This is a genomic window from Gluconobacter sp. ESL1110, assembly GCF_058107395.1.
In genome coordinates, this window is record NZ_JBYLUK010000005.1 from 111,250 (window position 1) to 135,456 (window position 24,207).

Here is a 24,207-nt window from a genome sequence, read left to right on the forward strand (position 1 = left end):
TAACTTAGAAGCCCATAGCGTCGGCCTGAACGGCGGCGACGTCACGGGAGAGGCTGCGGCCATTGTCACGGGTGTAGGGCTTCCAAGCCTGACCCATGAGTTCTTCATAGGCGGCACATGCGCCGGAAGCGACGCAGGCCAGCGCATAAGCCTTCGCGCCGTTTTCGGCGGCGATGCGACGCAAGCCGTCCACGCGGTTTTCGCCACCGTCCACGCCCATGCGGTCTTCGTCACGGTCGGCGTTCTTGAAGCTGTCAGCCGCGTCAATGGCAATCATACGGCGGTTCTCATAGAAGTTTGCGGCGCCGTAGGCGGAACGGATCAGACCATCCACCACGCGGTCGAGGTGCATCCGCAGGCCGTTGAAATTCTCCTCGCCCCGGATGCGGGTCACGAGGATGGGAAACATCAGGTCGTATTGCTCGCGCACCATGTTGGACCCTGCCCCGGTCAGTTCGTCGGCGTCACCGGCCTCGACACCGAACGCGGGCACGATTTTTGCAATCTGATCGTCAGAAGGAACGAGACGGAGAATGTCTGCGAGACCCGGAGAGGCAAGAGCCTTGGTGCGGCGCTGTGCTTCACTGAAGCGACGGACAGCGGCGGGGGAATAGTTGCCCTGAGAAGCGTTCTGGGACATGGTGTTGGATGCGTCGGACATGAAAATTACCTTTCTAGTCTAGCGAAGTCCCGTTCGGTGGTAGGACACCGTTCGGGGCGCTTTGTCTTGAGGGTCAATCCCTCTCGACAAGTAAAAGATAGCCTTTTCGCCCTTTCGCGACAAGAGAAAAAGCGCGGAAAACCGCCATAAAGCGCTATTTATTTTTGTGCGGCAAGTAAAAAGATTTCTTGATTACTTTATGAATACCTGTCGTTTTCCTAGACCCATCCTGCCCGTGCGGCGAGCACACTGACGGCGACGAGAGTGGAACGACAGTGGCGTTTTCCTGAGCCCATCCTGCCATCGGCCAAGACGGTCGACGGGACAGGCCGTCAAGCCCGGAGCGTCCTGAGCAAGGGTGGCTGGTCTGCGGCTGATGCGGGGTCGCGTGCGGCCCTGCAGCAGATGCGGGCCTGACACCTGCCGCCGAGGGTCGCGGAGAGGCTTTACGGACTGGCACGGCGACTGTCAGACTGAATGCTGGATGCGAGGACGCTGTCGTGGAACGGCCCTCCCGGGCGGTCCTTCAGGACCGTTCGGGAGGGACGAGGAGCCGTCTCACGAACCGGGCACCCAGTCCGGGACCATACGTTCAGAGGAAAGAATGCGGGTGAACCGTTACCCGGAAGGGCCGAGACGCAGGGTCCAGACGCCCGGTTGAGGGCGGCTGGACCCTGTGGCTCGGTCGAACTTGGCGACGCAGGAGCCTAGTGAGATAGAGTGAGCGAACCCTTCAGGGCCGCCCCGATCTCTCTTTTGCTTTTTTTACCTATGACCCTGATTTTTGCCCGAAGACTCCCGCGTGAGAAAAAACGCTACAAACCCGACGGCAAGAACCAGCAGACCTCCCCGGGTGGGATGCAGAAAGCCCTTCCAGATCATGAGAAGAATGGCTGCCTGAAAGACCAGAGCCCCAATGCGGATTACGGTTTGTCGTGACATGGGGGTATTCTAGCCTTCTTCGCTGTCCTGGCGCAGCCCCCCTGTGGGGGGCGAGCAGTCGGGGGCATCAAAACTCGCGCCGTCGAGGCGCGTCCGCCTGATTGACTAAACGAGCGGACAAAAAAAAGCGGCCCGGAGGCCGCCTGTCGGTATCACTGATGGGACGTTCGCAGCTTTGCCAGCCGGGACGCAATGGGTCCAATCGCAAGCCCCAGACCGATGGTGAAAACAGCGGCAGGAAGAAGAATAAACAGGATACTCTGGGTCACGTTATCCATTGGTTTTCGCCTCCGTCTTGTCCTCAGGATAGGGGATATAAGCCAGAAAAGTCAAAGAAATTGCCTCAAGCGCGGCTCCCAGAAAAAAGCATGTGACGGTACGCATGGGGGTCAACGGTCCTGTCCCGGAGATGAGTGGGGTCACGATGCCGAGCCCCCACGCGCTAAGGGCGAATGTCTGAAGGACGCTGGCAATCGCCTTATAGCGGTCTTCCTTGTGTTTGGAGCGCTGCGGCGGGGGCAGCAGCGCCATGAGGCGGTCTTTGTTCATCTGGCGCTACGCTCCTTTTTCCTCGAATCAAAACGGCACGTCATCATCAAGATCGTTCCCGTTCGGTGCGTCCCAGCCCGCATTGCGGTTTGCGTTGCCAGACGCCCCCCCGGACCGGCCGCCACTGCTTCCACCACCAAAGCCGCCCTCGCCCCGGTTGCTGTCGATCAGCACCAGCTCGCCCCGGAAACGGTCAATAACTACCTCTGTAGTGTAGTGCTCCTGACCGCCCTGATCTGTCCATTTACGGGTGCGGAGTTCGCCTTCGATATAGACTTTGCGGCCTTTGCGGAGGAAGCGCTCTGCGACGTCACCAGCCCGCTCATTGAAGATGACGACACGGTGCCATTCGGTGCGCTCACGGCGTTCGCCGCTCTGGCGGTCGTTCCATGTGTCAGACGTGGCGAGGGTAAAGCTCACGATCTTGGACCCGGACTGCGTATGACGAACTTCCGGGTCTATACCAAGGTTTCCAACGAGAATGACTTTGTTAACGGAACCAGCCATGAGAGCCTCCAAGACTTCGGGAACGTATCGACTGGACTTGTTCGGCGTCATCGCCTCTGTCCATGAATAGATATTAGGTTTTTACTTTGTGATCGTCAACGAAAAACGGCAGAAAACTGCCGTTTTCAGAGAAATAAAGCCGCCGAAATGGGATAGTTACTTGTTGGTTACTGAAATTATATTTGATGTTTTCCTAGACCCATCCTGCCCGTGCGGCGAGCACACTGACGACGACGAGAGTGGAAGGGAGGTGGCGTTTTCCTGAGCCCATCCTGCCACCGGCCAAGACGGGCGACGGGACAGGCCGTCAAGCCCGGAGCGTCCTGAGCAAAGGAGGCGGTCTGCGACTGATGCGGGGTCGCGTGCGGCCCTGCAGCAGATGCGGGCCTGACACCTGCCGCCGAAGGTCGCGGAGAGGCTTTACGGACTGGCACGGCGACTGTCAGACTGAACGCTGGATGCGAGGCCGCCTCCCTGTAACGTGCCTCCCCGGGCGGTCCGCAGGACTGGCCGGGGAGGTTGAGAAGCCGTCGCACGAACAGATCCCCCAGACCAGGACCGTTCGTTCAGGGAAAAGAACGCGGGTGAACCGTTACCCGGAAGGGCCGAGACGCAGGGGCCAGACGCCCGACCGAGGGCGGCTGGATCCTGTGGCTCGGTCGAACTTGGCGACGCAGGAGCCTAGTGAGATAGGGTGAACGAACCCTTCAGGGCCGCCCCGATCCTGCTTTTCTTCTGCCCTTCAAACCACCCACGGGTCAGTATCGAAAAGATGGAAAAGACTGGCCTTTCCCTCCTTGCTCGCCTTCCTTTTCAAAACCCTGCGTTCCTGACGGGCCTTGCGCCTTTTCTTCTCGTCAGCCTTCCAGCACTCTCGCAGGACAGCACGCAGTTCGGGACACTGTGCGCTTATCTGTCCATAAGCTTGACGCCTAAACAGGGCCACGCCGCCGAAGCGGTCGATACCTGTCAGCAGGGTGCTTTTGCCGATCCCCGGATAGAAGATCACGCCGAGACCATCCTGCGCATCGGGTGTTGAGGGCAGCCGGAGGAAAAGGGTGGCGAAGCCATCTGAGGTCTGAACCCATCCGGGCGCTGGCCCTGCCAGTTGCCGCAATGGCATCAGGTCAAAGTCCGGACAGTTCTCAGCTATGGCCGCCGAGAGAGGCTGAGACCTGTGCCAGAAGCTGGCGCTACAGCCCGCCCAGTCTCTCGAAGGATCCGTTGGAAACAGGATTGAGAAAACGGTGATGAGTTCTGCCTCATAGACAAGCTGGCCGCCCTGCCATTTGGCGAAGCTCGGATCATCGAAGCAGTCGAAATATTCCATCCCCCGGATACTGACGTCGGGATACTCGTCTGACAGTCCGTCTCCATGATGAAGGAAGGGCGTGCCGGTGCCGTTTTCGAGGGTCATCACCAGTGTGGTGTCGTCTTCCCAAGTCATCCGATCCGCTGCGCAGGTCCGGTAAGCGCGCTCTTCGGCGATCTGGCGCAGACGATCCTGCGGCCCGGTGAGCGTGAAGACTGTTGTGACGGAAGTAGCCACGGAAAACATCCTTTTCTCTTTTCAGATGCTTTCCCGCAGGCGCAGACGGCTGGCCGGGACAATGGCGCGCCCTCCAAGGCGCGGGCCGCGTGCGGCCGAACCATTGTGGCGGCCGGACGGCCTGTGGCTGACCCCGTCTCTCTCCTGTCCCACGCTCTACTCTTCACGTCCCGACCCGCCCCCGGCTTCTCTTGTGCCGGCTTGCTGCGCGGTTGTTAGAAGGCGCGCAGATGCTGGCCACCCCACGGCCCGCTCTCACATCGCGCGATGACAGAGTGCAGGGATCCATTGTCATGACCCGGGATAGCCATGCACCATCGCATTTCCAAGTCAGCCCGTTCTGGCTGTCATCCCCACGACGAGCTTCGGCTGATCGTCTGCCTGCTTTTTGAAGATGGAACGGTCTTTGTCGGACAGAGCCTTGTCCGCACGTTGCAAACCTACCTCAAGCGCACGGGGACCCTTTTCCGCTCCGTAGGATCGTTTCAGCGTTACGACCTGCACGCCTTCACGATCGGGGATGCGCGCCCGAATGATATGGTTTTTCTCTGGGCCTACCACCTGTCCCGACACGGCGTGCGCCTTCGAACCCTGAGCGACCCCGAAGCCATCGTTGATCCGCTTGCGCCGCTGGCGTTACAGAAGTGCGAATGGAGCAGTTACAGCGCCCGTACCCGGAAAGTGCTGTTCCCTGCCGTCCTGAAGCAGGCTCTCGCTCTGCGGGGAGAATGGCGCGGCACCCGTATTGTTGCCTATTGCTGCATCCTGTCTCAGGGCGCATTCGTCCTTGGCAGTACACCTCTTCTCGATGAGGAATCTTTCAGACTGAACGACTGGCTTCCCGGGGTTGGAACCCATCATCTGTGGAGCCACGTTTATGAGGCGGAGGTCAACAGTCAGGCGGCATATCAGGAGGCGGAGGCCGCTTTGGGCCTCTGGCGTGAAACACTCGAAAACATGGGCGGCCGGGAGACGTGGTACCGTGAGCACATGTTTTATACCGGCTTTCCGGAAACGGGAGAGCTTCACCTTCCAGATACCGAACTGCTTCTGTCCCTGCCACCCTCTCTGCTGGCGGGAATCTCATTCTGCCTTGAGCACTGGCCCATGGGTCTCAAAGACACACGACTGCCGCTCGACAACCAGTCTGCACCCCTCGTCTTCCCCGGATTCCTCAAGTGCGAAAACGAGAACCCGAGTGACTGGGAGAGTGTGGCCCGCTCCCAGCAGGATACTCTGGAAATCATACAGACATATGTCGAGAATATGGGGGCGATGTTTGAAGGAACACTCGCCAGACAAAAGGCGCTTCATGACCAGATGAAGGTGTTATCCAGAACTGTTCTCGAGGCCACAGCGCTGATGGTCAAGCTCCACGCGGCCTCCCGCCCTGATGATATCTGATCAGCCATCCCGCACGAAGAAATTGACCTCCCCCAGCCACGCGCTATTCGAAAAGCGTGGCGAGGAGACGTTTTCAGGCGCGCGTGTTGGGCCTCTCTCCTTTTGAGAGGTTATACCCGACTTCCTCCTGTCTCACGCGCATCCCGCTCCTTTTGCCTCTCACTGCCTCCAAGAGCAGCATCTGCCTGAAGATAAAGGGCCTCAACCACACACAGCCCCTCTTCTCTCCGGTTTTCTGTAAAAAGCCTGTCTGCGACGTCGGCCAGAAGCTTCATAGGGGAAGTCTCAGACGGGGCGGCATGGGCTGCGGGCGGGAGCGGGAGAGGCATCATGGCAGAGTGTTCCGAAGATTAAGGTTACGGGATGTCATGGGTGACCGGCCGGGCATGGGCTGATATCCCTGAACCGGCTGCGCAACGGTGCGGCGAATGGCGAGCAGATCATCAAAATAGGTGATCGCGTGCCGCACCAGGTCAGGATCAAACGCGCCACCCGCCTGCTCCTGAAGACAGTCTTTCACCTGCCGCGGAGACCGTCCTGTTTTATAGGCCCGGGCGGAGAGCAAGGCGTCGATCACGTCGGCGAGGCCGATGATGCGGGCGGCCAGGGGAATGGCCTGACCCTTCATTCCGAACGGATAGCCGTCACCGTCATAGCGTTCGTGATGCAGAAGCACGGCCTCATAAACGAGGGTCGGGATATCGGCTGACAGATGAAACAGCGCTCCGAGACCAAGCGACGGATGCTGTCGCATCACCAGCATCTGACGGGCGTTAAACCGACCCGGATAATTCAGGAGACTGTCGGGCAGGAGCAGTTTGCCTGCATCGTGCAATCGGCCCGCCAGTTCAAGCGCGCTCGACGATAATCCGCTCCCCGTCAGATGGCCGAGCAGGCCGGCGAGGCGCCCGACCCTCTGGCCATGTCCGTCATCTCCTTGGGCAATCTGTGCCAGGAGAGAAACAAGAGGCGGGCCCTGCCGCCGATAGGACGCAGGCAGTTTCACCACCTCTTTCAGGAGTGTCTGCAGTTCAGGCATCTTTCCTCTACCGGTTGTGTAAGATCACTCTAAGCGCGGCCAATGTGAGTCCGGTTATCCCGGATGGATCAGACCGCGGGCGAGGCCGCCAAGAGCCAGAGCGACGCAGGTGAAGAGGAACTTGATCCCGGTCGCGCGGCGCGGCCCACGTCCGGACAGGATCCCGGCCGTCCTTTCGGCGAGTTTCACAAGACCCAGGGTGACGCAGGCCAGAAGCATCCATTGCCAGAGCGACAGCGTGACGACCGGCTGGCCCAGTCCGGACAGATGCCAGTCCCCCTGCCCTGCAAACTGGTCCAGACCGAGAAATCCATCCGCCGCATTCGTCAGAAGAAACAGACTGACCCCAGCCAGACACCTGGCGCCACAGACCCGACGCGGCACCGTCCCAACAGCGCGAGCCGGTCCCAGAGTGGAGATGTAACGGACACTGGTGACGCACGTTGGGGTCCAGTCCGTAAACAACGGTACGGGCACGATCAGAACCGATCCAGCAAAAGTCTGGAGAGAGAAAGCAGGCAGAGCACCAGACCGAGACTGGCAAATACCACTCCCCGCCTCCGCTCAAGCCCGTAGTCGCGTCCATCCTCGCCGATATCGGGAACACCCGGTCCCATCATGGATGCAACGCAGCCACCGAACATAAAAACGGGTCCCATGACAGCGCCAAGCCGGGGAACCACAAAGGCAAACAGAAGCAGGCCCACACTTGGCCAGCAGACCAGAATCTCTCCTGCGGCTTCGGCGATGCGGCGGCGCGGTGGGGCATCTTGCATCAGGTCACATTCCCAGGGCACGGCGGTAGATCTGCAAAAGGGTTTCCTGAGCCTCGAGTTCTCCGGGCTCCTGCTTGCGCAGGCGGATGATCGTTCGGATGACCTTGACGTCAAACCCGGCCGACTTGGCTTCGGCAAAGATGTCCTTGATGTCACCACTCAGCGCCTTGCGCTCTTCTTCCAGGCGCTCGACCCGCTCGATAATGGAGCGCAGCCGGTCGGCGGCGATGCCGCCTGCGACGACAGCCTGATTGTCCTGAGAGTCCTCAGGAGGCGAAACGCGTTGCAACATGGGTCAACCTTTCAGGGATCGGATGAGTAACAGATGGGTGAAAGGGGGCGGGGCAGATCGCGATGACCGTCTGCCAGCGCTTCGAGCCAGCGGGACTGCCTTTCCGGAAGATGTCCCTGTTCTTCGATAAGGCGGCGAAGGGCGGTCCGGTGTTCGCCGAGGCGCTCTGCAAGCGTGCGTTCGGACCAGCCAATGGTCATGAGAGCACTGCTCATCGCGTAACCATTCAGTGGAGGCCGGTTGCCCGCGGGAGGCACAGCCCGGGCCAGTGGGTGGCTCAGTCGACGATGCAACATCCCAAGGGCCGCAAGCCACCTGAGGAAGGCCGGATCAGGAATGCTATGCCCCGATTGCCAGCGCAGGATCCGGTCCTTTGAAACGCCGGATCGGCGGGACGCCTGACGCACGCCCCAGCCGATAGCGGAGAGCTCGCCTGCGATGGACAGCGCCGCGCGCCTGTGCCCCGGACGAACGGACCGTGAATCCACATGTCCTGCCTTCGGTTGCCCACAGTGCTGTCCACTGCTTTGGGGGATAACCCGAAAACGCAACGCCTCAGCCATGCCGGGCGATGTCAGTAAAGGTCCGGTCCTGTGCACCCCGGCGAATGTGTTTGGCCATATGAGGCGAGACAATCCGGTAACGGTTGGGGCGGCGCGGATCCATTCGCTCCTCGATCAGCCCCGCCCGCTCCAGAGCCGCAAGGGACTCACGCACCTCACCGACGGAGAGGCCGAGCCATGTCGCGATTTCGCTGGCGGTTTCATGTTCGGTCAGGGACGCAAAGACAAGATCCTCGATGGGCGAGGTTTTCACCGTTCGCGTGGCCGGCATCCACGGCACCCGGGCATAAACACTGTGACCCAAAGCCGCGATTTCTCCAGCCTGGGCGAGCGTCGTCAAAGCCATCGGCAGAGCACCCGCCTGCTCGGGCGTCAGGTTCGCGCGGAGTTCAAGGACATTATACGGCCCGCGGTTCAGACAGGTCCGGACGTGCTGGAGAACCGACTGATAGACTTCACGCTGCATCTCTGCCTTGAGCTTGCGAAAGACCCGCGCCTTCGGTTGATGACCGCCAAATTTCACTGTGATGCCCCGTCGTCTGTAGCCGTCGGGATATTCTGCCGGAGACTGTTGTGAGTGCAGTCACGCAACGTCACCATTGGCCTGCCGCCTTCATGCAGTCATAGGCGTTCCGGAGGTTGAACAGGCCGACAGCCACCCAGACCGGAACGAAGACAAGGACATGCCAGCGCGGCATGAAGGCTTTCGTCTTCCACACGCGCATGACGTCCATCACAAGAACGGAGATAGCCAGAGAGAAAAGGATCGCCTGTGCAAGCATGGTCCAGACCATCCGGACGTCCAGCGGGAAAAAGAGCCAGCCGAACCCGAGGAGCATGGTCGCCGAAAGAACCATGCTGCCAAGCATCCAAGAGGAAGACAGTGGGAGAGAAAGTGTTGATTCGGGCAGATCTGGCTGCCCAAGAGAAAGAGAGTGCTCGGTCATACCCGGCAGTATGACGACAGCGTTTGTGAGTGCAGTTCAGCGAAGGGACCGGATGAGGTTGAAACGACAGACCCTACTGGCAGGCCTCAGACCTCCAGTCCGAGACCTGACGCTTTGTAACGCTGTGTTGGAAGAAGCCGCACCACAGCATTTCCCTCAGCATCCGAAAGTTACAGAAAGTTTCGGACGACAAAGCCATGCTGGCCAACCGGCGCTATGACAGCGACAGCTTCCGCCTTCATCCTCGACATACAAAGCGCGATAAAGATTCCCAAAACCGGACATGTGCGCGTGGCAAGTCCGACATACTCGCGTATGCCGTCACCGTTGTTCCCGTCTGCCAGTAATTTCCGCTCATGTGCCTCACGATGCTGCGCATATTGGTAATTATACTGTAGCAAAATGAACCGACATCTCTGGACAAACACCTGAGCGAGCGCATGGTTAAGTGGTTCAACTTGATGGAATGATGCCCCGCATGCGCCGCTGATTGACGGCGCGCTTCATCACACCTCAACGCCAGTTCAGTCCTGCGCGGCACGACGATCAAATGCGGCGCGGGCCTGTTCAAGGGCGGGACGGTTCTCGCGTGCCCAACTTGCCAGGGCTGCCAGAGGTCCTGTCAGGCTTTGCCCCAATGGGGTCAGACAGTACTCAACCTTCGGCGGGACGGTAGCATAGGCTTTGCGAGCCACCAGTCCATCGCGTTCGAGCCCGCGCAGAGTGATGGTCAGCATCCGGTGCGAGATGCCGGGGATGCGGTGCTTCAACGCATTGAAACGATGGGTGCCTTCTGAGAGATGGCCACAGACCATGACCGTCCACTTGTCGCCAATGCGTGCAATCACCTCTGCCAGGCCGCGACATTCCGCTTCTACATTTTCCATTGCTACTCCTTGGGCCGACAGGAACCTGGGTGTTCCTGACGCATGAATTCATGCGTACTTGTTAGCTTATAGGAACAAATTTATCCTAAAGAACCATAAATAACCATGGAATCTGATGATGAAAATAGGTGTGAGCGGTGCCAGCGGCCAGCTCGGTAGCGCAGTTGTTCAGGCGTTGGCGGAAACGGTTGCGGCCGAAAACTTGGTGGCGATTTCGCGCACCCCCAAGACCGATCGAACCTACGCAGGTCGCTTAGGCGACTACGACCAATCCGAGACATTGGTGGCGGCCTATCAGGGCCTGGATCGCCTGTTGTTGATTCCGGGGGCTGATCTGCGGCCGGGGATTCGTTCGCGCCAGATGTTGGCGGCCGTGGATGCCGCTGCACAGGCCGAGGTCGGTCACGTCTTCCTGTTGTCGGCAACCGGGACGCAGCGTGAGGGGGAGTCCGCCGTTGGGGCGGCGTATTGGCGCAGTGAGCAGGCATTGATCAAGAGCGCGATCCCCGCATGGACGATACTGCGTATGAGCTATTTTTCCGAGACGCTGGTCGAAGAGGTGCGGATGTCTTTGACGGCAGGCGGGCTTGCGATGCTTGAGGACAGCCGCGTCAGTTTCGTTTCGCGCGGCGACGTGGCCAAAGCTGCCGCCGCCGCATTGACCAGCGAGGGCCACGAGGGCGCCATATATCAGCTGACAGGCTCTGAAGCCCTGCGTGGCGAAGCGGTCTGCAGACTGGTCGCGCAGCAGATCCAGCGGCCCTTTGCCTTGAACGTTATGCCCGCCGAGGTGTTGCGAGCCGGGTTGCTCAAAGCGGGTCTGCCTGACGTGGTTGCCGATGCCGTGGTATCGATGAAGGCGCGGCAGGCGCGTGGCGCCTACGACATCGTCAGCGGTGACATCGTGCGTTTGACCGGAGGCACGCCGTGTTCCCTAGCCGAAATTCTGGCGAGTATCGCCGGAGGACTGGGGCAGTCGTAGCACCGCACTTGCTGGGTGCTTTGCTGCGCCATTCGACGGAGGTCCGCGCCACCGGTGCAAGTAGGCTTGGAATTGCGGGTACATGACCACGCTGGTGGCGTAGTTCAACAGGAGGTCAGGTCCAACTGGATGTCGGCGTTGCAGGGCACTCGACCAGATGGCTTTCCAGGGCTATGGCGTCCGGGGCGGCTAGCAACTGTGTTTGAGCGGCCTCTCGTCACAATCACCAACGCTATCCTCAAAAGCGGAGTGCCATGGCGCATTAGCTCCGCCGCTTAAACACTGTTGCTAATTCAGACCGTCACGAGACTCAACGAAAGTGCTATTCCTCTCACTGTCGAACCGATCGCGTGCCGTTCTGAATGCCGCAGCGTTGTCAATAATCCACCGCCAAAGAGGCATCATTCCTACGAGCAGCCCCTTTCCCAACGGAGTGAGAGTATAATCCACCCGTGGCGGGACCTCACCGTAATCATGGCGAATAATAAGACCGTCGCGTTCTAACTGACGAAGAGAACGCGTCAACATACGCTGCGTAACCCCATCAAGCCGCCGCGCCAGCTCTGCGTGTCGCAGAGTACCAGCAACACCAAGAATATGGACAATACCGAGTGACCATCTGTTGCCGGCATGCGCAAGCACTTCTCGCTTCAACCCGCCATCGTTGTCACTGAGAGCAGCACAGGCTGCCTGCGACTGAGCCATCACGGCATCGAAGTCCAGATTATCGAACGGTATCACTCGTGTACCTTCTTCGCTTTCCCGCATCGCGTCTTATTTTAACTTCATAACCAGAAGGAATTCCTGATGCCAGCGATGAAGACCCCTGTCATTGAAACCCTTGTCATCGGCGCCGGAGAGCTTGGTCAGGCCGTCATCACCGGCCTGCTTGAACAGAAACCGGAATGCGCCCGATCGATCAGCGTTCTTCTCAGACCATCAAGCGGAAGCACCAGGACGGATATTGCGCGACAATTAAAGCAAAAAGGCCTGCAGATCGTTTATGCTGATCTTGCGACGGAAACGGTGGAGGACCTCTCCGTCCTCTTCGCCAAGTTCAATACGATTATATGTTGTACCGGGTTTGTTGGTGGTCCCGGTACACAGCGTAAAATTACCAGTGCCGTCCTGAAGGCTGGGGTGGACTGTTATGTGCCGTGGCAGTTTGGTGTCGATTACGATGTTGTTGGACGTGGCAGCGGGCAGCCAGTATTTGATGAGCAATCAGACGTAAGGGACATGCTGCGCGGTCAATCTGCGACCCGATGGATAATCGTTTCGACAGGAATTTTCACCAGCTTTCTGTTTGAGCCAGCTTTCGGTTTGGTGGATCTTCAAGGTGCCAAGGTTCGCGCACTCGGCAGTTGGGATAACCGCCTGACCGTGACCACTTCCGAAGATATAGGACGACTTACAGCGAGCATCCTCGCCCATAAACCGCCGATCCAGAACGAGGTGGTTTACGTTGCCGGGGATACGTTTTCCTACGCTCAGCTCGCCGGAAAGATGGAGCACTATCTCAGCCGCCCTGTCACTCGGGAGTTGTGGGAAATCGACTGGCTACGCGCAGAAGTCGCTGCACACCCTGACGATGGAATACGGAAATACCGTCTTGCTTTCGCACGCGATACGGGCGTGGCTTGGGACAAGGTTCGGACTTTTAACGCTTTACAGGGCATTGAGGTGACCGACGCCATAGCCTGGCTAAAACACCAGCAACGTCATGTAGCGTAAACATCTCACTGTTTGCGACATCTGAATTCCGGGAGACACAAGGTCTGCATCAATCCTAGCCATTCGCCCCCTTAGTTTACTTGCAGAGCGTCGCCGGAGCATGCCGTTCTGCTAGCCTCTGATGGAAGTCAGCATGAAGTGCTGCAAGTGTAATCTGGCCAAAACGCGCGAGAAGTTGGGCCTTAACATCCGCAAGGACGCCACTCATGGCGTGGTTAACGGCTTCTTCGACAAGGCACTCAGTCTCCACACTCCGGTTCCCTATGGCGAATAATCTTGGAGCATCAAGAGCCTCGTAAATATCTTGCAGCGTTACCTGATCCAACTGGCATGAAAGCGTCCACCCGCCGCCATGTCCTTTTTCGGAGTGTACATATCCATGCTCACGCAGACCGCCCATAAGACGTCGCACAACCACGGGGTTGGTGTTAAGGGCGCGAGCCAGAGCTTCTGACGTCATGGGACCACCTGCTTCTGCCATATGCAGGAGTACGTGGAGCACACAGGATAATCTGTTGTCTTGTCTCATGTAACTTCATGTGTTGCTAGAGTGCGATTTCGTCAGTATATCATGAAACTCGAAAAGTGACATGAAAGTGTGCGCGAACACTCTTACTTCGAGGACATGCTGTATGAATTTGCTCGAAATTCTGACAGTCGGCGTCGTGGCGACTGCTGCATCCGATATCTGGCAACAGGCCCAGAAACCATTGACTGGAATTCCTGCAGCCAACTGGCCTGTCACCGGCCGCTGGGTCATAGGGTGGCGCGATGGCAGGATCTATGACCCAATGATTGGAAAAAGACCCTCCCTGAAAGGAGAGGCACCTGTCGGCTGGGCATTTCATTATCTGATTGGTGCTGTTTATGCCGCACTGTACCTCAGTTTTGTGGTGGTTATAGCAAAGACAGTCCCCACACTGCTAAATGGTCTACTCTTCGGACTTGTTACCCTTTTAGCCCCTTTTCTGTTTATGAAACCTGCTCTGGGCGGCGGTTTTTTCGGGCTTAGAGCCCCCAATCCTGAAAAAGGACTATTTCTCAGTATAAGCGCTCATGCTGTCTTTGGAATGGGACTGTATTTAGGAGAAATTTTTTACCAAGGTCTTTGCTGAAACCTTACTCATGTACTGATTACATTTTTCTATAATCACGAGGACTGACACCCGTCACTCTGCGGAAGACCTGAGCAAAGTGGCTTGGGCTTTCGTATCCGATCTCCAAGGCAATCTCGATAATAGGAACATTGGTCTTACAAAGCATTTCTGATGCCTTCTGGACCCGGCGCTGCATGAACCAACCAGAGGGAGTTTGTCCCGTGGTTGTACGGAATGAGCGACTGAAGTGAAAACGGCTCATGCCACACAAAGCAGCAAAACAATCCAAATCAAATGGTTCAGCCAGATGTGCTTCCATATGATCAAGAACTCTACGCAGTTTCCATGTGGGCAAGAGTGTGGATCGTAGCTTTATCTTAGCCTTGGTATCAGCATACTGTCTTAAAAGATGAACTGTCAGACTCTCCAGAAGGCCATTTACAAATAAGGGATTTGCAATAACAGAAGATTGCATTTCAGCTATCAGACCACTCAAAATGCCTGATATGAAAGCATCCTCCCCGCCCGAAACATCCTGCATTCGAATACGGGATGAAGTCAGATTTAATGACATGGCAGCTCGATCGACAAGCTCAAGTCCAAGATAGAGATGCAACACTTCAAAACAAGTGTTTCCCTTGCCCTGCCACCGCATCAGATAGGGTGTGTCCGTCTGCGTGAGGTAAAATGTTCCTGCTCTTGCCTTGCTCTGTTCCCAAGGCCCTGTCAGTTCACGCTCTTCAATATTTGCTTCTCCGCGGATAACCCAAACAAGCAGGGGTTCTGCGACGGCAGGTACAAGAATTTCGTCTTCTTGTACCGGGCGAGTGAATATCTGGACGTCAACATCCTTCCAGACATCCCCTTCACTTTGCGCGACTTTCTTCCCGGGGAGAAGTTGCTCCAGTGTCAAACTGGCAGCACGCCGAGAAGGAAGGCAGGACAAAACCATCTGCTACACTCTCTCATTTCCATGCGCGACTATCTATAGCGCAAAATCGCGATAGTTTCAGCAAGAAGCCAAGCGAGATATCTTCTGGCATAATTTACACCTCCTTCGACAATTAAGGCCGATTGAAGGCTCGTCGTGTGGAGAAGATTATGAATATTGCAGGAAAAATTGCTCTGGTGACCGGAGCATCCAGTGGCATTGGTGCGGCAACAGCGCGCAAACTTGCAGCAGAAGGAATGACAGTCGGCCTGGCGGCACGTCGTCATGATCGCCTGGAGACGCTTGTTAGTGAAATTACCAAGGCTGGCGGTCGAGCCATTCCTCTGGTGACGGACGTTACTGATCTTGTCTCGTGTCAAGAAGCGGCAAAGAGCTTGATCGCCCAATTTGGAAGGATTGATGTTCTGGTCAACAATGCGGGCCTGATGCCCCTATCCAGCGTTGACAGCCTGAAAGTGGACGAATGGCAGCAGATGGTGGACGTCAATATATCTGGTGTTCTTAATGCAACGGCAGCCGTTCTTCCGCAGATGATCGCACAGCATTCGGGCCATATTTTCAACATGTCCTCGATTGCAGGCCGGAAAGTCTTTACGGGTCTCGCCGTTTACTGCGCCACCAAGGCTGCGGTAACAGCGTTTTCAGACGGCCTCAGAATGGAGATCGGACCAAAGCATAATATCCGCGTTACTTGCATTCAGCCGGGAGCCGTAAAATCAGAGCTTTACGATCACATTACAGATGCTGATTACCGCAAACAGATGGATGACCTTGCAGCGTCCATGACCTTTCTCGAGGGCGAGGACATAGCAGACAGTATCCTTTTTGCTCTGAAATCACCTGCACGTATGGATGTTGCAGAATTGTTTGTTCTTCCGACTGAACAGGGATGGTGAACAGGAACTGATTGCCAACTGAGCTTAGGAGTCAGGCACCCTACCGTCGAAAAGAGGCTTAAGGCTGGAAAGCCTCTTGAATCTCGGTCACAAAGACCCGCAGCTTTGGTGTCATAACCGGACCTGCGTTATAGAGCAGGTGCACGGGCCTGTCCGGAACTTTCCACCTGGGCATAAGCCGGACAAGCCGTTTGCTTTTAATATCTGGAAGCAGAGCCTGCTCATATCCCAGCAGAATGCCATCGCCACCAAGAGCTGCAGAATGCAGAACACTTGAATCATTACTGATTATCTTCCCGGACACGGTGACAGGTCGAGTAACGCTCCCCTGAGAAAGGTGCCACGTGGTTACAGGGCCGCCGGAGTTTTCATATAGGAGACACTCGTGGCGCATCAGATCTTCGGGCTGCCCTGGAAAACCGTGTTTTTCCAGATAGGTTTGAGCCGCGCAGATGACCCGACGATAGGCCGTCAAAGGACGACTGACCGCTGTAAGGTCCGTCTCCAGTTCACCAATTCGGATCACAGCCTCATGTCCATCCATTGTGGGGTGAACCAGTTGGTCTGTCAGGGATAAATGCACTTGAATTTCTGGATATCTTTTTTGAAAACTGTGAATAAATGATAGAAATACCGTTCGCCCGAAGGTGACGGGGACGCTGACAGATAATGTGCCGCGCGGTGTGCCAAGCGTATTGGCTGCCAGACTGTCAGCTCGTTCAGCAGCCTGCAGAACAAGCCGACACTGCTCGCAATAGAGCCGGCCTGTTTCGGTCAGACTTTGTCTGCGGGTAGTCCGATGTAACAGACGTGCACCAAGGTGGCGCTCCAGAGCCTCTATATGCTTTGCGACCATCTGCGGCGACAAAGTCAGATGCTGGGAGACCGCAGCAAAGGACCCCAATTCCACGACCTTGATAAAAATCTTCATGCTGGTTAACCGGTCAAGCATTCATCATCCTCAGTTGTGACTGATGTCTCGTATCGACAATTTATCCAGCGAAAAAGAGGAATATGCTGAAGGCTTCGAGTGATTGGCAAGTCCAGTTCTGGTGGAGACTTTCGAAATGCCTGTTTATCTTGTTCGCATGGATCACCCTGATGGCGAGGGCTGGGGACAGCATGTCGCAGCACACGTGTTGTATCTCAGGCGCCTTATTCAGGAAGGCAGCCTGCTGGCGTCCGGTCCGTTGAAAGGGACCCCATTGCGCTCCGGCTTTCTGATTATGAAAGGCGCCAATCGGCAAGAGATCGACGCGATGATTGCCGGTGATCCCTTTGCATCCGAAGGTTTGATTTGTGATCTGCGGATTGAAGAATGGGACCCACTATTCGGGTGCCTTTCAGATCATGCAACAGGCAAACTCCCGCAAGAATTGAAGTCTCTTTTCCCTTCATGACGACAGCGTTGTGTTTTTTGAGAAATAAAAACGAAAAGAGAGCCTTGGGATTATGAACGATCTTCAGTGGTATGCTGTAGGGGATGCCCGCATACTAAAAATACAGGATCTTACGCTGGCAGCACTCACTCCAGAACAGTTGCTTCCTGACTGGGATGATGCAACGGCACTTCAGGCCTATTCTGATCTACCTGAAACGCTGGATGCTTCAGAAACGAAAGTCCTTTTGAGCGTTCATAGCTGGCTCATCAAGGATCGCGGTCGGAACATTCTTGTGGATACGGGGGCCGGAAATAGCAAGGCTCGACCTGCTGCTCTGTTTTTCGATCACTTGCAGACCGTGTGGCTTGAAAATCTGATGCGCGCTGGCGTCCGACCAGAAGATATCGATTTTGTTCTTCTCACCCATCTGCATGTTGATCACGTGGGGTGGAACACACGCCTGCAAAATGGCATCTGGGTTCCGACCTTCCCGAATGCCCGATATGTCTTTTCTAGAGCCGAATATGATTTTTTCAGTAATCCGGCTCATGATAGCGTCCGCAATAAAACCAGTTTCATGACACGCATTGATAGCGTTGATCCGATTATCTCGGCGGATCTTGCGGATCAGATTGACGTAGACGGATCCGAAGTTCTTGAAGGAATTTCCTTTCACCCCACACCTGGGCATACGCCCCATCACGCGTCTCTCGTGCTGAAATCAGGTATGGAGCGTGCGCTCTTCACGGGTGATGTCATGCATCACCCCATTCAGGTATGTATTCCGGAGTGGAGTGCCGTTTTTGATGCAGATCCTCAGATAGCCATCATATCGCGCAAATGGGCTTTGAATTATGCCGCCGAACACACCGCAGCAGTATTCACATCGCATTTTCCGATGACATCCGCTGGAAAAGTGATGACATACGACCAGGGAAGGGGTTGGTCTTTCCTCTAGGGCTGCCATTATGTCCGCTGTTCACCTCGTTCAATTCCATTGCGGACATTCCGCTTTCCCCCCTGGTCTGCCTGTCCGCTCAGTGATGCATGAGCAGACAGGCTGCTATCGCCTCTCTCCAGACATGGAAGCGGTTGTCACAGTTACCCGAAAGCCGACACGCCCTAGCAACTGTGTTTAAGCGGCGGAGCTAATGCGCCATGGCAGGCCGGTTTTGAGGACGGCATTGGCGATTGTGACGAGACGCCGTGCGATAGCGACGATCACCAATTTATGTGGCTTACCCCGCTCTTTCATGCGCCTGGCAACAGCTTTCAGAACCGGATTATGGCAGGCAGCTGCTAATCCTGCCTGGAACAGGACGTGGCGGAGAGATCTTCTTCCCCCTGAAATGACACGTTTTCCACGCATTGCGCCGCTATCGTGAGACATTGGCGCAAGTCCGCTCATGGCAGCGGCTTCTGTCGCTGTCATGCGGCCGAGCTCTGGCATTTCGGCGAGAAGCATGGCGACTGATACCGGGCCGATACCAGGAATAGAACGGAGAAGCTCTGCTTTGGCAGAGAGTTCTTTGCCCTGTGCAATGGCTCCTTCAATCCGTTGTTCGAGCTCGCTGATCTGGCTCTCAAGAAATGCTTTAAGACTGCTGTCCATCTCCTCCAGTTCAGCGCTCACACCCTGCTTACGGCGCGCCGAAATCTGAGCAGAAAGCCGTTTGCGTGCCTCCACCATCTGAGCTCTGCGCACCGTCCGTGCCCGCAGAAGCTGGAGTTTTGCATCCGGCAGTGTTCGGCCGGCCTCTGGGCGGATAACCATGAAGCGCGCAATCAGTTCCGCGTCGATCTGGTCGGTCTTCGCTCTCTTCCCCATGGAGAATGCGAAAGCCTTGATCTGTGCTGGTGGCAACTGGACCGCCTTTATTCCCATACTGATGAGAACACGCCAGAGCGCCCATTCCTGTCCACCTGTGGCTTCAAACCCAACCTTGAGACCGTCAGGCATACTCTTAAGAATTTCCAGTAATCTGGCATGGCCATCAGGCGAATTCTGAAAACGGAATCTCTGTCTCCCCGGCAGACAAAATCCATCAAGCCAGTCTCGGGACACGTCTATTCCAATAATACTTTCCACCGACATATCACTCTCTCTTTCTTATGTTCGCGGTCCCGGAACCGGGCCGCCGTCAACTGTTCGAGACGGTGAAGAGAGGCGAGATCAGCCTGCTAGAAAACGTGGTCAGGCTACCAGGTGTTAAACGCTGTATCTCACCTCATGAACGCCCTTGGCCAGGGCGTTCATGAGGCCATCATAACAGGCTGGAAACACATAAGGTGTTTAGTCCCGTGTTTTGATGGGTTGGATTGATGATGAATATATCTGGCTCTGAAGTCCAGATTTTGCAGACGTATTCGTAAGGGGTGAGGCCGTTCAGAGTCTTGAGTCTTCGCCCGAAATTATAGGCTGCCATGAAATCGCTGAGGTGTGTCCTCAACTGCTCGTGGCTGTCGTAATGGAAGCGTTTGACGGTTGCTTCCTTGATTGTCCGGTTCATCCGTTCAACCTGACCGTTCGTCCAGGGATGGTTGGGTTTTGTCAGACGGTGTTCGATCCCGTGAGCTTCGCAGATCATGTCGAAGCGCATGGGGCGAGACCAGGCCGTATTGCGGTTGCGGGGCTGATCAGCGAACTGGATGCCCTTATCGGTCAGAATGGTATGGATCCGATAAGGAATGATGCTCAGGAGATATTCGAGGAATTCCCAGGCAGTCTTCCGATCGGCTTTCTCAACCAGTTGTGTGACAGCGAATTTGCTGGTCCGATCGATGGCGACGAAGAGATACAGCTTGCCTTCAGCAGTCGGGACCTCGGCAATATCGATATGAAAAAAGCCGATGGGATAGCGTTTAAAACGCTGTCGTTTGGGCTTGTCTCCCTCGATATCCGGAAGCCGGGATATCCCGTGGCGCTGAAGGCAGCGATGCAGAGCCGAGCGTGTCAGATGAGGGATGCTGGCCTGCAGGGCATAAAGGCAGTCATCCAGCGGCAGTAAAGTATGCCGACGAAAAGCGACTGCCATGGCTTCTTCGGTTTCTGTCAGGCTCGTTGAGCGAGGCTCTTTAGGGCCTGTCTTCTGATCCTCAACCGTTTGACGCTTCCGCCATTTTGCAACTGTTTTCGGGTTGATCCCGAACTCCTTGCTCAGCGCCGCGAGCGAAGCCTGCGATCGCTGTATTGCTGCTCGCACGGCGTGCGTGGTCGTGGCGCTCCCATAACGTATCTGTCCCATAAGGCTTCCTTCCACTCGCGGGAAAATAATACCCCATCAAATCCCGGGACTAAACACCTAAAGGCTGGATCAGCTTCGAGGTCTGTTCGCGCAGTGTCTTCAGACCTGACAACTTCTCGAAGTTTTGGATCTGTTTTGCCAGCCTGTTGTAAGGCTTTTGTAGGTTTGAGATAGACGAGTTTATCTTCGCCAGTTTCTTTGTAGCGTTGTCAACGACGCTGACGTTGACCGTATATGTTCCGTTTGATGCCATGTTTTACCAGTCCAGATTAAGTTCTGGTATTTAACCTGACGTGTACTTTTAACCTTTTTATCCATGCTCCACGTACTCGGTATGGATCAAACACATGAAATCTATCAAGATCATGTTCAGATAGATAAGGCATTTAAGAATGAGCACTGAAAAAACGCCATACAAAGCCATTCAGGAAGAACTGAACCGCGCAGTTAAATTATCACCACTTAACAGCGATCAAATACAAAACGAACTCAGGCTCATAACCTCCCTTTTCGACAGATACTCAGATGACATACCGACGATGGTTGAGAGTTATGAAAACAGATGCCTTGGTTATATCAAAACTATAAAAGATAATAACGGAACACCTGTACAAGCACTTGGTGACGATAGATCGACATATGTCATCCCTATAAAGGGAGACACAACAAAACTGTGGCTGGATATAGATGATCTATGCTCAAAAAGTATCCAAAATTTCAAAGAGAACGTAGAGATTTACCGAAACAGTACATTGGATTGTGTTCTGGAAAACGTCTCTGATTTCTATAAACTCCTAATGGAGCAGAACGTCACTGAAAAGATCGTCAAAGATGAGATAAAATCAGTCTGCCAATCCTTCAGAATGAATATAAAATGGGCAAAAACATTTAATGCCTTAACGGCAGGAAACTTTGAATCCAGAGTAGATGACTTACTAAAAATCCAATCTGGCGCCATAGCAGCACAATGGTGCTATAACAACCTAGATGAAGATCAAGATTATCCTATAGAAAACCATAAGTCTCATGATCATAAGATATTCATCGTGCGTGGTTCTTGGGCAGATGAAGGTGGGTATCTATCAGGAGATATAACCTATCTAGACACGGTGATGTCTGACCTCATGACGACTGGATGTAGTTGTTATCTCACCTTTTTCTTTAATGTCTCTGACCTCCCTAAAAAGCTACAAAGTGAGAAATACTCTGAACTCCGTAGAAAAAACATCAAGTCTCCTCCCATAAGCCCTGCTCCGGCAGAAAACATCATCGCACCGAAAGAATATCGCGGTTTGTCCGGAATGCTGAAAAAGCTCTTTGGAGCCTGACCAAAAATGAAGTCTGCAACCCGGAGAAACCGTGCTCTATGACGTTTTTTAATGACTATTATCTGCCCCTGCTTCTCCCACATGGAGGGTTCGAAAAACCCTCCACCTCGGTTCTTCCACGAGATCGAAAGTTTACATATGGAGGGTTCGAAAAACCCACTGGTTTTGGGTCGGCCTTTATGATTCCATTTTTCCTACGTTGATTGGGTATGGTGAAAGATGAAGCAGCCGGGTTTCTTTGATGTTGAAGAGCGGCTTGCTCGATTGAGCGGACTTGGTGATCAGCTTGAAGCGTTTTCCCGGGCTGTGGATTTTGAGGTGTTCCGCCCTGATCTGGAGAAGGCTTTGGCCTATTCAGACGGAAGCAAGGGCGGACGGCCGCCGTTCGATCCCGTGTTGATGTTCAAGATCCTGGTCATCCAGACGCTCAACAATTTGTCCGACGAACGGACGGAGTATCTGATCAACGATCGCCTGTCGTTCATGCGTTTCCTTGGTCTGGGGCTGTCGGACCGTGTGCCTGATGCCAAAACAATCTGGCTGTTCCGTGAACGGCTGACACAGGCGGGGGCCATTGAAAGACTGTTTGACCGATTTGACGCGACCCTGCGGAACGCGGGCTATCTGCCGATGTCAGGCCAGATCCTGGATGCCACACTGGTGGCTGCTCCCAAGCAGCGGAACACCAACGCAGAGAAAGCCGATCTCCGGGCAGGACGTACCCCCAAAGACTGGCAGGACAAACCCGCAAAGCTGTCGCACAAGGACCGTAATGCGCGCTGGACACTGAAGTTCACGAAGGCAAAGCGGCAGGATGATGGAACCATGCCATCCAGCGATCTCGCCATCCCGTTCTTTGGCTACAAATCGCATGTTTCCATCGACCGGAAGTTCCGACTGATCCGGAAATGGAAGACGACGGATGCAGCAGCCAGTGATGGTGCCAGACTGCGCGAGGGCCTTCTGGATAAAACCAATACGGCCTCAAGCGTCTGGGCTGATACAGCGTATCGCTCAAAAGCCAATGAAGACTTCATGGAAAAGCAGGGTTTTGTCTCGAAGGTTCACAGGAAAAAGCCGCATCTCAAAGCGATGCCCCGGCATATCCAGAAATCTAATGCAGGGAAGTCGGTGATCCGCTCCCGCGTCGAGCACGTCTTTGCCGATCAGAAATCGCAGACCGGGTTGTTCGTCCGAACTGTCGGCATTACCCGGGCCACCATGAGGATCGGGCTGGCCAATATCGTCTACAACATGCGCCGCTTTCTCTTCCTGGAGCGGATAAACGCCGCCGCGTAGCCATCCAGAGGGTAACACCCACCGATCCGCTCAAAACGCAGATCAAAACCGACCCAAAGAACCGTCAATCAAAGCGCCAAAACCCAGAAATTACTCGCCAAGCACATCAATCAACGGTTCTTCGATCCCTCCACCTGCTGCTTCGATGGCGGCCTGAACGCCGGGACCTTTGTGAGAGCCGAGATTGTCCATGATAACAATGTCGCCTGGCCGCAGATCGGATACCAGCACGCGATCGACATAGGTCTGGAAGCTGCGGCCATTGATCGGACCATCCAGGACCATGGGCGCCACGATGCCGGTCAGTCGCAACCCAGCGATGAACGTCGTGGTTTTCCAGTGACCATGTGGCACGGCGGAACGCAACCTCTGGCCACGTCGACACCGCCCGTAGCATCTTGCCATATTCGTGGAAGCCCAGGTTTCATCAATGAAGACCAGCCGCGCCGGATCGAGATCGGGCTGGGCATCGAACCACTCCTGCCGTCGTGTCAGGATGTCCGGTCGGTCCTGTTCCGCCGCGTGAGCGGTCTTTTTTTTCATGTGATCTTATGACGCGCGAAGAAACGCCACAGCGTGCCGATTGCAAAGTGATGGCCGTTCTCAGCCAGTCGGGCGCGGATCTCGGCCAGGGTCAGATCGTCCTTCTGGGCGATCAGCGCATGAATACACTCTGCCTGCGCCTCAATCCGGTGAGACAGACGATCCCCGCCACGGGGGCTGGCAGCAGGACTGCCGGTCGTAGCGGCAAGAGCGCACCAGCGAACCGCACTTGCCGGACTGACGCCAAACCGTTCAGCCGCCTGACGCCGCGACAGACCATTCGAAACGGCCGCAACAACACGTTCGCGGAGATCCAGAGACAATGTGCGTGATGACATCCACAGCCGGCCTCCATCCCGGCTGTCATCTTGAATCAGATCACAGCCACTTTGGGAATCCCAACCGATTCATTCAGGGCAGAAAACGCTCTAGACGTGCGGCCTCTTGATCACAACCTGGCTCTCGCAGCCGGATTGATGCGTGATGCGACCAAGCGGGTCGGCCTCAGCCACGGAGACCGCGCCTGTCTGGCATTGGCTAAAAAATTGGATCTCCCTGCGGTCACGGCAGATCGGGCATGGGCTGAAATTGCTGATGCGATCGGCGTTGAAGTGGTTCTCATTCGATAGACTT

33 protein-coding genes and 1 pseudogene are annotated in these 24,207 nt (G+C 55.5%); 11 read left to right on the plus strand and 23 right to left on the minus strand.

Annotation, left to right across the window (positions count from 1 at the left end):
- Positions 1-4 precede the first annotated feature (4 nt).
- Positions 5-661, minus strand: a complete 657-nt coding sequence (locus AC3B6F_RS02435) for a hypothetical protein (protein ID WP_489823276.1) — start codon at positions 659-661, stop codon at positions 5-7.
- Positions 662-925: 264 nt separating this feature from the next.
- Between AC3B6F_RS02435 and AC3B6F_RS02440 the strand changes: the two genes are divergently transcribed.
- Complete coding sequence (locus AC3B6F_RS02440; protein ID WP_194257252.1) at positions 926-1,078, plus strand: hypothetical protein; 153 nt, start codon at positions 926-928, stop codon at positions 1,076-1,078.
- Positions 1,079-1,426: 348 nt separating this feature from the next.
- Here the strand turns inward: AC3B6F_RS02440 and AC3B6F_RS02445 are convergent, their stop codons facing one another.
- The 6 genes from AC3B6F_RS02445 to AC3B6F_RS02470 form a co-directional block, all read right to left on the minus strand.
- Positions 1,427-1,603, minus strand: a complete 177-nt coding sequence (locus AC3B6F_RS02445) for a hypothetical protein (RefSeq protein ID WP_211591016.1) — start codon at positions 1,601-1,603, stop codon at positions 1,427-1,429.
- 152 nt (positions 1,604-1,755) lie between these two features.
- Positions 1,756-1,881 (minus strand): hypothetical protein, encoded by a 126-nt coding sequence (locus AC3B6F_RS02450; RefSeq protein ID WP_489823277.1) that lies wholly within the window; start codon positions 1,879-1,881, stop codon positions 1,756-1,758.
- Positions 1,874-2,152: a hypothetical protein gene (locus AC3B6F_RS02455; protein WP_489823278.1), complete on the minus strand. Its 279-nt coding sequence runs from the start codon at positions 2,150-2,152 to the stop codon at positions 1,874-1,876. The genes AC3B6F_RS02450 and AC3B6F_RS02455 overlap by 8 nt, the downstream gene beginning before the upstream one ends.
- Positions 2,153-2,179: 27 nt before the next feature.
- Positions 2,180-2,659 carry a single-stranded DNA-binding protein gene (gene ssb / locus AC3B6F_RS02460; protein WP_489823279.1) on the minus strand — a complete coding sequence of 160 codons (480 nt, stop codon included), beginning with the start codon at positions 2,657-2,659 and terminating at the stop codon, positions 2,180-2,182.
- Positions 2,660-3,401: 742 nt separating this feature from the next.
- A complete protein-coding gene (locus AC3B6F_RS02465; protein WP_489823280.1) occupies positions 3,402-4,217 on the minus strand; it encodes a hypothetical protein in 816 nt (271 codons plus the stop codon).
- 12 nt (positions 4,218-4,229) lie between these two features.
- Positions 4,230-4,361 (minus strand): hypothetical protein, encoded by a 132-nt coding sequence (locus AC3B6F_RS02470; protein WP_489823281.1) that lies wholly within the window; start codon positions 4,359-4,361, stop codon positions 4,230-4,232.
- A gap of 156 nt (positions 4,362-4,517) precedes the next feature.
- Here AC3B6F_RS02470 and AC3B6F_RS02475 point away from each other — a divergent pair, with 156 nt between their 5' ends.
- Positions 4,518-5,612: a hypothetical protein gene (locus tag AC3B6F_RS02475; RefSeq protein ID WP_489823282.1), complete on the plus strand. Its 1,095-nt coding sequence runs from the start codon at positions 4,518-4,520 to the stop codon at positions 5,610-5,612.
- A 110-nt stretch (positions 5,613-5,722) separates the two neighbouring features.
- On the opposite strand, the gene AC3B6F_RS02480 is transcribed toward AC3B6F_RS02475, so the two are convergent.
- The 9 genes from AC3B6F_RS02480 to AC3B6F_RS02520 form a co-directional block, all read right to left on the minus strand.
- Positions 5,723-5,944, minus strand: coding sequence for a hypothetical protein (locus AC3B6F_RS02480; RefSeq protein ID WP_489823283.1), 222 nt, complete (start codon positions 5,942-5,944; stop codon positions 5,723-5,725).
- On the minus strand, positions 5,941-6,651 hold the full coding sequence (locus tag AC3B6F_RS02485) for an HD-GYP domain-containing protein (RefSeq protein ID WP_489823284.1): 711 nt from the start codon (positions 6,649-6,651) through the stop codon (positions 5,941-5,943). Before AC3B6F_RS02485 ends, AC3B6F_RS02480 begins: the two co-directional genes overlap by 4 nt.
- 54 nt (positions 6,652-6,705) lie before the next feature.
- Positions 6,706-7,128: a hypothetical protein gene (locus AC3B6F_RS02490; protein WP_167495576.1), complete on the minus strand. Its 423-nt coding sequence runs from the start codon at positions 7,126-7,128 to the stop codon at positions 6,706-6,708.
- 2 nt (positions 7,129-7,130) lie between these two features.
- Complete coding sequence (locus AC3B6F_RS02495) at positions 7,131-7,427, minus strand: hypothetical protein (RefSeq protein WP_211571529.1); 297 nt, start codon at positions 7,425-7,427, stop codon at positions 7,131-7,133.
- A 4-nt stretch (positions 7,428-7,431) separates the two neighbouring features.
- Positions 7,432-7,719, minus strand: coding sequence for a DUF2312 domain-containing protein (locus tag AC3B6F_RS02500; RefSeq protein WP_211571531.1), 288 nt, complete (start codon positions 7,717-7,719; stop codon positions 7,432-7,434).
- Positions 7,720-7,730: 11 nt separating this feature from the next.
- The gene (locus AC3B6F_RS02505; RefSeq protein ID WP_489823285.1) at positions 7,731-8,282 is read right to left on the minus strand and encodes a transcriptional regulator; all 552 of its coding nucleotides are present in this window, start codon (positions 8,280-8,282) and stop codon (positions 7,731-7,733) included.
- A complete protein-coding gene (locus tag AC3B6F_RS02510; RefSeq protein ID WP_489823286.1) occupies positions 8,275-8,805 on the minus strand; it encodes a hypothetical protein in 531 nt (176 codons plus the stop codon). The genes AC3B6F_RS02505 and AC3B6F_RS02510 overlap by 8 nt, the downstream gene beginning before the upstream one ends.
- Before the next feature lie 70 nt (positions 8,806-8,875).
- Complete coding sequence (locus AC3B6F_RS02515; protein ID WP_034953721.1) at positions 8,876-9,139, minus strand: hypothetical protein; 264 nt, start codon at positions 9,137-9,139, stop codon at positions 8,876-8,878.
- A 614-nt stretch (positions 9,140-9,753) separates the two neighbouring features.
- A complete protein-coding gene (locus AC3B6F_RS02520) occupies positions 9,754-10,116 on the minus strand; it encodes a winged helix-turn-helix transcriptional regulator (RefSeq protein ID WP_007284623.1) in 363 nt (120 codons plus the stop codon).
- 115 nt (positions 10,117-10,231) lie between these two features.
- Between AC3B6F_RS02520 and AC3B6F_RS02525 the strand changes: the two genes are divergently transcribed.
- Positions 10,232-11,098 carry an NAD(P)H-binding protein gene (locus AC3B6F_RS02525; protein WP_489823287.1) on the plus strand — a complete coding sequence of 289 codons (867 nt, stop codon included), beginning with the start codon at positions 10,232-10,234 and terminating at the stop codon, positions 11,096-11,098.
- 288 nt (positions 11,099-11,386) lie between these two features.
- Here AC3B6F_RS02525 and AC3B6F_RS02530 read toward each other — a convergent pair whose 3' ends face one another.
- Complete coding sequence (locus AC3B6F_RS02530; RefSeq protein ID WP_426067790.1) at positions 11,387-11,839, minus strand: winged helix-turn-helix transcriptional regulator; 453 nt, start codon at positions 11,837-11,839, stop codon at positions 11,387-11,389.
- 66 nt (positions 11,840-11,905) lie between these two features.
- Between AC3B6F_RS02530 and AC3B6F_RS02535 the strand changes: the two genes are divergently transcribed.
- Positions 11,906-12,832, plus strand: coding sequence for an aromatic alcohol reductase (locus AC3B6F_RS02535; RefSeq protein ID WP_058988284.1), 927 nt, complete (start codon positions 11,906-11,908; stop codon positions 12,830-12,832).
- Positions 12,833-12,908: 76 nt separating this feature from the next.
- Here AC3B6F_RS02535 and AC3B6F_RS02540 read toward each other — a convergent pair whose 3' ends face one another.
- Positions 12,909-13,361, minus strand: coding sequence for an Rrf2 family transcriptional regulator (locus AC3B6F_RS02540; protein ID WP_082666660.1), 453 nt, complete (start codon positions 13,359-13,361; stop codon positions 12,909-12,911).
- Positions 13,362-13,464: 103 nt separating this feature from the next.
- Between AC3B6F_RS02540 and AC3B6F_RS02545 the strand changes: the two genes are divergently transcribed.
- Complete coding sequence (locus AC3B6F_RS02545) at positions 13,465-13,947, plus strand: DUF2938 family protein (protein ID WP_211570753.1); 483 nt, start codon at positions 13,465-13,467, stop codon at positions 13,945-13,947.
- Between the two features lie 19 nt (positions 13,948-13,966).
- Here AC3B6F_RS02545 and AC3B6F_RS02550 read toward each other — a convergent pair whose 3' ends face one another.
- Positions 13,967-14,881, minus strand: coding sequence for a helix-turn-helix domain-containing protein (locus AC3B6F_RS02550; protein WP_211570754.1), 915 nt, complete (start codon positions 14,879-14,881; stop codon positions 13,967-13,969).
- 149 nt (positions 14,882-15,030) lie between these two features.
- On the opposite strand from AC3B6F_RS02550, the gene AC3B6F_RS02555 reads away from it, so the two are divergent.
- Entirely contained in the window at positions 15,031-15,777 is a 747-nt protein-coding gene (locus AC3B6F_RS02555) for an SDR family oxidoreductase (RefSeq protein ID WP_041240784.1), read from the plus strand.
- Positions 15,778-15,835: 58 nt separating this feature from the next.
- Here AC3B6F_RS02555 and AC3B6F_RS02560 read toward each other — a convergent pair whose 3' ends face one another.
- Positions 15,836-16,729, minus strand: a complete 894-nt coding sequence (locus tag AC3B6F_RS02560; RefSeq protein ID WP_211570755.1) for a LysR family transcriptional regulator — start codon at positions 16,727-16,729, stop codon at positions 15,836-15,838.
- A gap of 115 nt (positions 16,730-16,844) precedes the next feature.
- On the opposite strand from AC3B6F_RS02560, the gene AC3B6F_RS02565 reads away from it, so the two are divergent.
- Positions 16,845-17,177, plus strand: a complete 333-nt coding sequence (locus AC3B6F_RS02565) for a YciI family protein (RefSeq protein WP_211570756.1) — start codon at positions 16,845-16,847, stop codon at positions 17,175-17,177.
- Between the two features lie 52 nt (positions 17,178-17,229).
- A complete protein-coding gene (locus tag AC3B6F_RS02570; protein ID WP_211568951.1) occupies positions 17,230-18,117 on the plus strand; it encodes an MBL fold metallo-hydrolase in 888 nt (295 codons plus the stop codon).
- Between the two features lie 177 nt (positions 18,118-18,294).
- Here the strand turns inward: AC3B6F_RS02570 and AC3B6F_RS02575 are convergent, their stop codons facing one another.
- Both AC3B6F_RS02575 and AC3B6F_RS02580 read right to left on the minus strand, forming a co-directional pair.
- Positions 18,295-19,254 carry an IS110 family RNA-guided transposase gene (locus AC3B6F_RS02575; protein ID WP_489823288.1) on the minus strand — a complete coding sequence of 320 codons (960 nt, stop codon included), beginning with the start codon at positions 19,252-19,254 and terminating at the stop codon, positions 18,295-18,297.
- 169 nt (positions 19,255-19,423) lie between these two features.
- The gene (locus tag AC3B6F_RS02580; protein ID WP_489823289.1) at positions 19,424-20,404 is read right to left on the minus strand and encodes an IS481 family transposase; all 981 of its coding nucleotides are present in this window, start codon (positions 20,402-20,404) and stop codon (positions 19,424-19,426) included.
- Positions 20,405-20,796: 392 nt separating this feature from the next.
- On the opposite strand from AC3B6F_RS02580, the gene AC3B6F_RS02585 reads away from it, so the two are divergent.
- Positions 20,797-21,732: a hypothetical protein gene (locus AC3B6F_RS02585; RefSeq protein WP_141353783.1), complete on the plus strand. Its 936-nt coding sequence runs from the start codon at positions 20,797-20,799 to the stop codon at positions 21,730-21,732.
- 219 nt (positions 21,733-21,951) lie between these two features.
- Positions 21,952-23,031: an IS5 family transposase gene (locus AC3B6F_RS02590; protein WP_489823290.1), complete on the plus strand. Its 1,080-nt coding sequence runs from the start codon at positions 21,952-21,954 to the stop codon at positions 23,029-23,031.
- Between the two features lie 132 nt (positions 23,032-23,163).
- Here AC3B6F_RS02590 and AC3B6F_RS02595 read toward each other — a convergent pair.
- A pseudogene (locus AC3B6F_RS02595) lies at positions 23,164-23,912 on the minus strand (IS630 family transposase); the annotation flags it as partial.
- A 96-nt stretch (positions 23,913-24,008) separates the two neighbouring features.
- On the opposite strand from AC3B6F_RS02595, the gene AC3B6F_RS02600 reads away from it, so the two are divergent.
- A complete protein-coding gene (locus AC3B6F_RS02600; RefSeq protein ID WP_489823291.1) occupies positions 24,009-24,203 on the plus strand; it encodes a hypothetical protein in 195 nt (64 codons plus the stop codon).
- Positions 24,204-24,207: the final 4 nt, after the last annotated feature.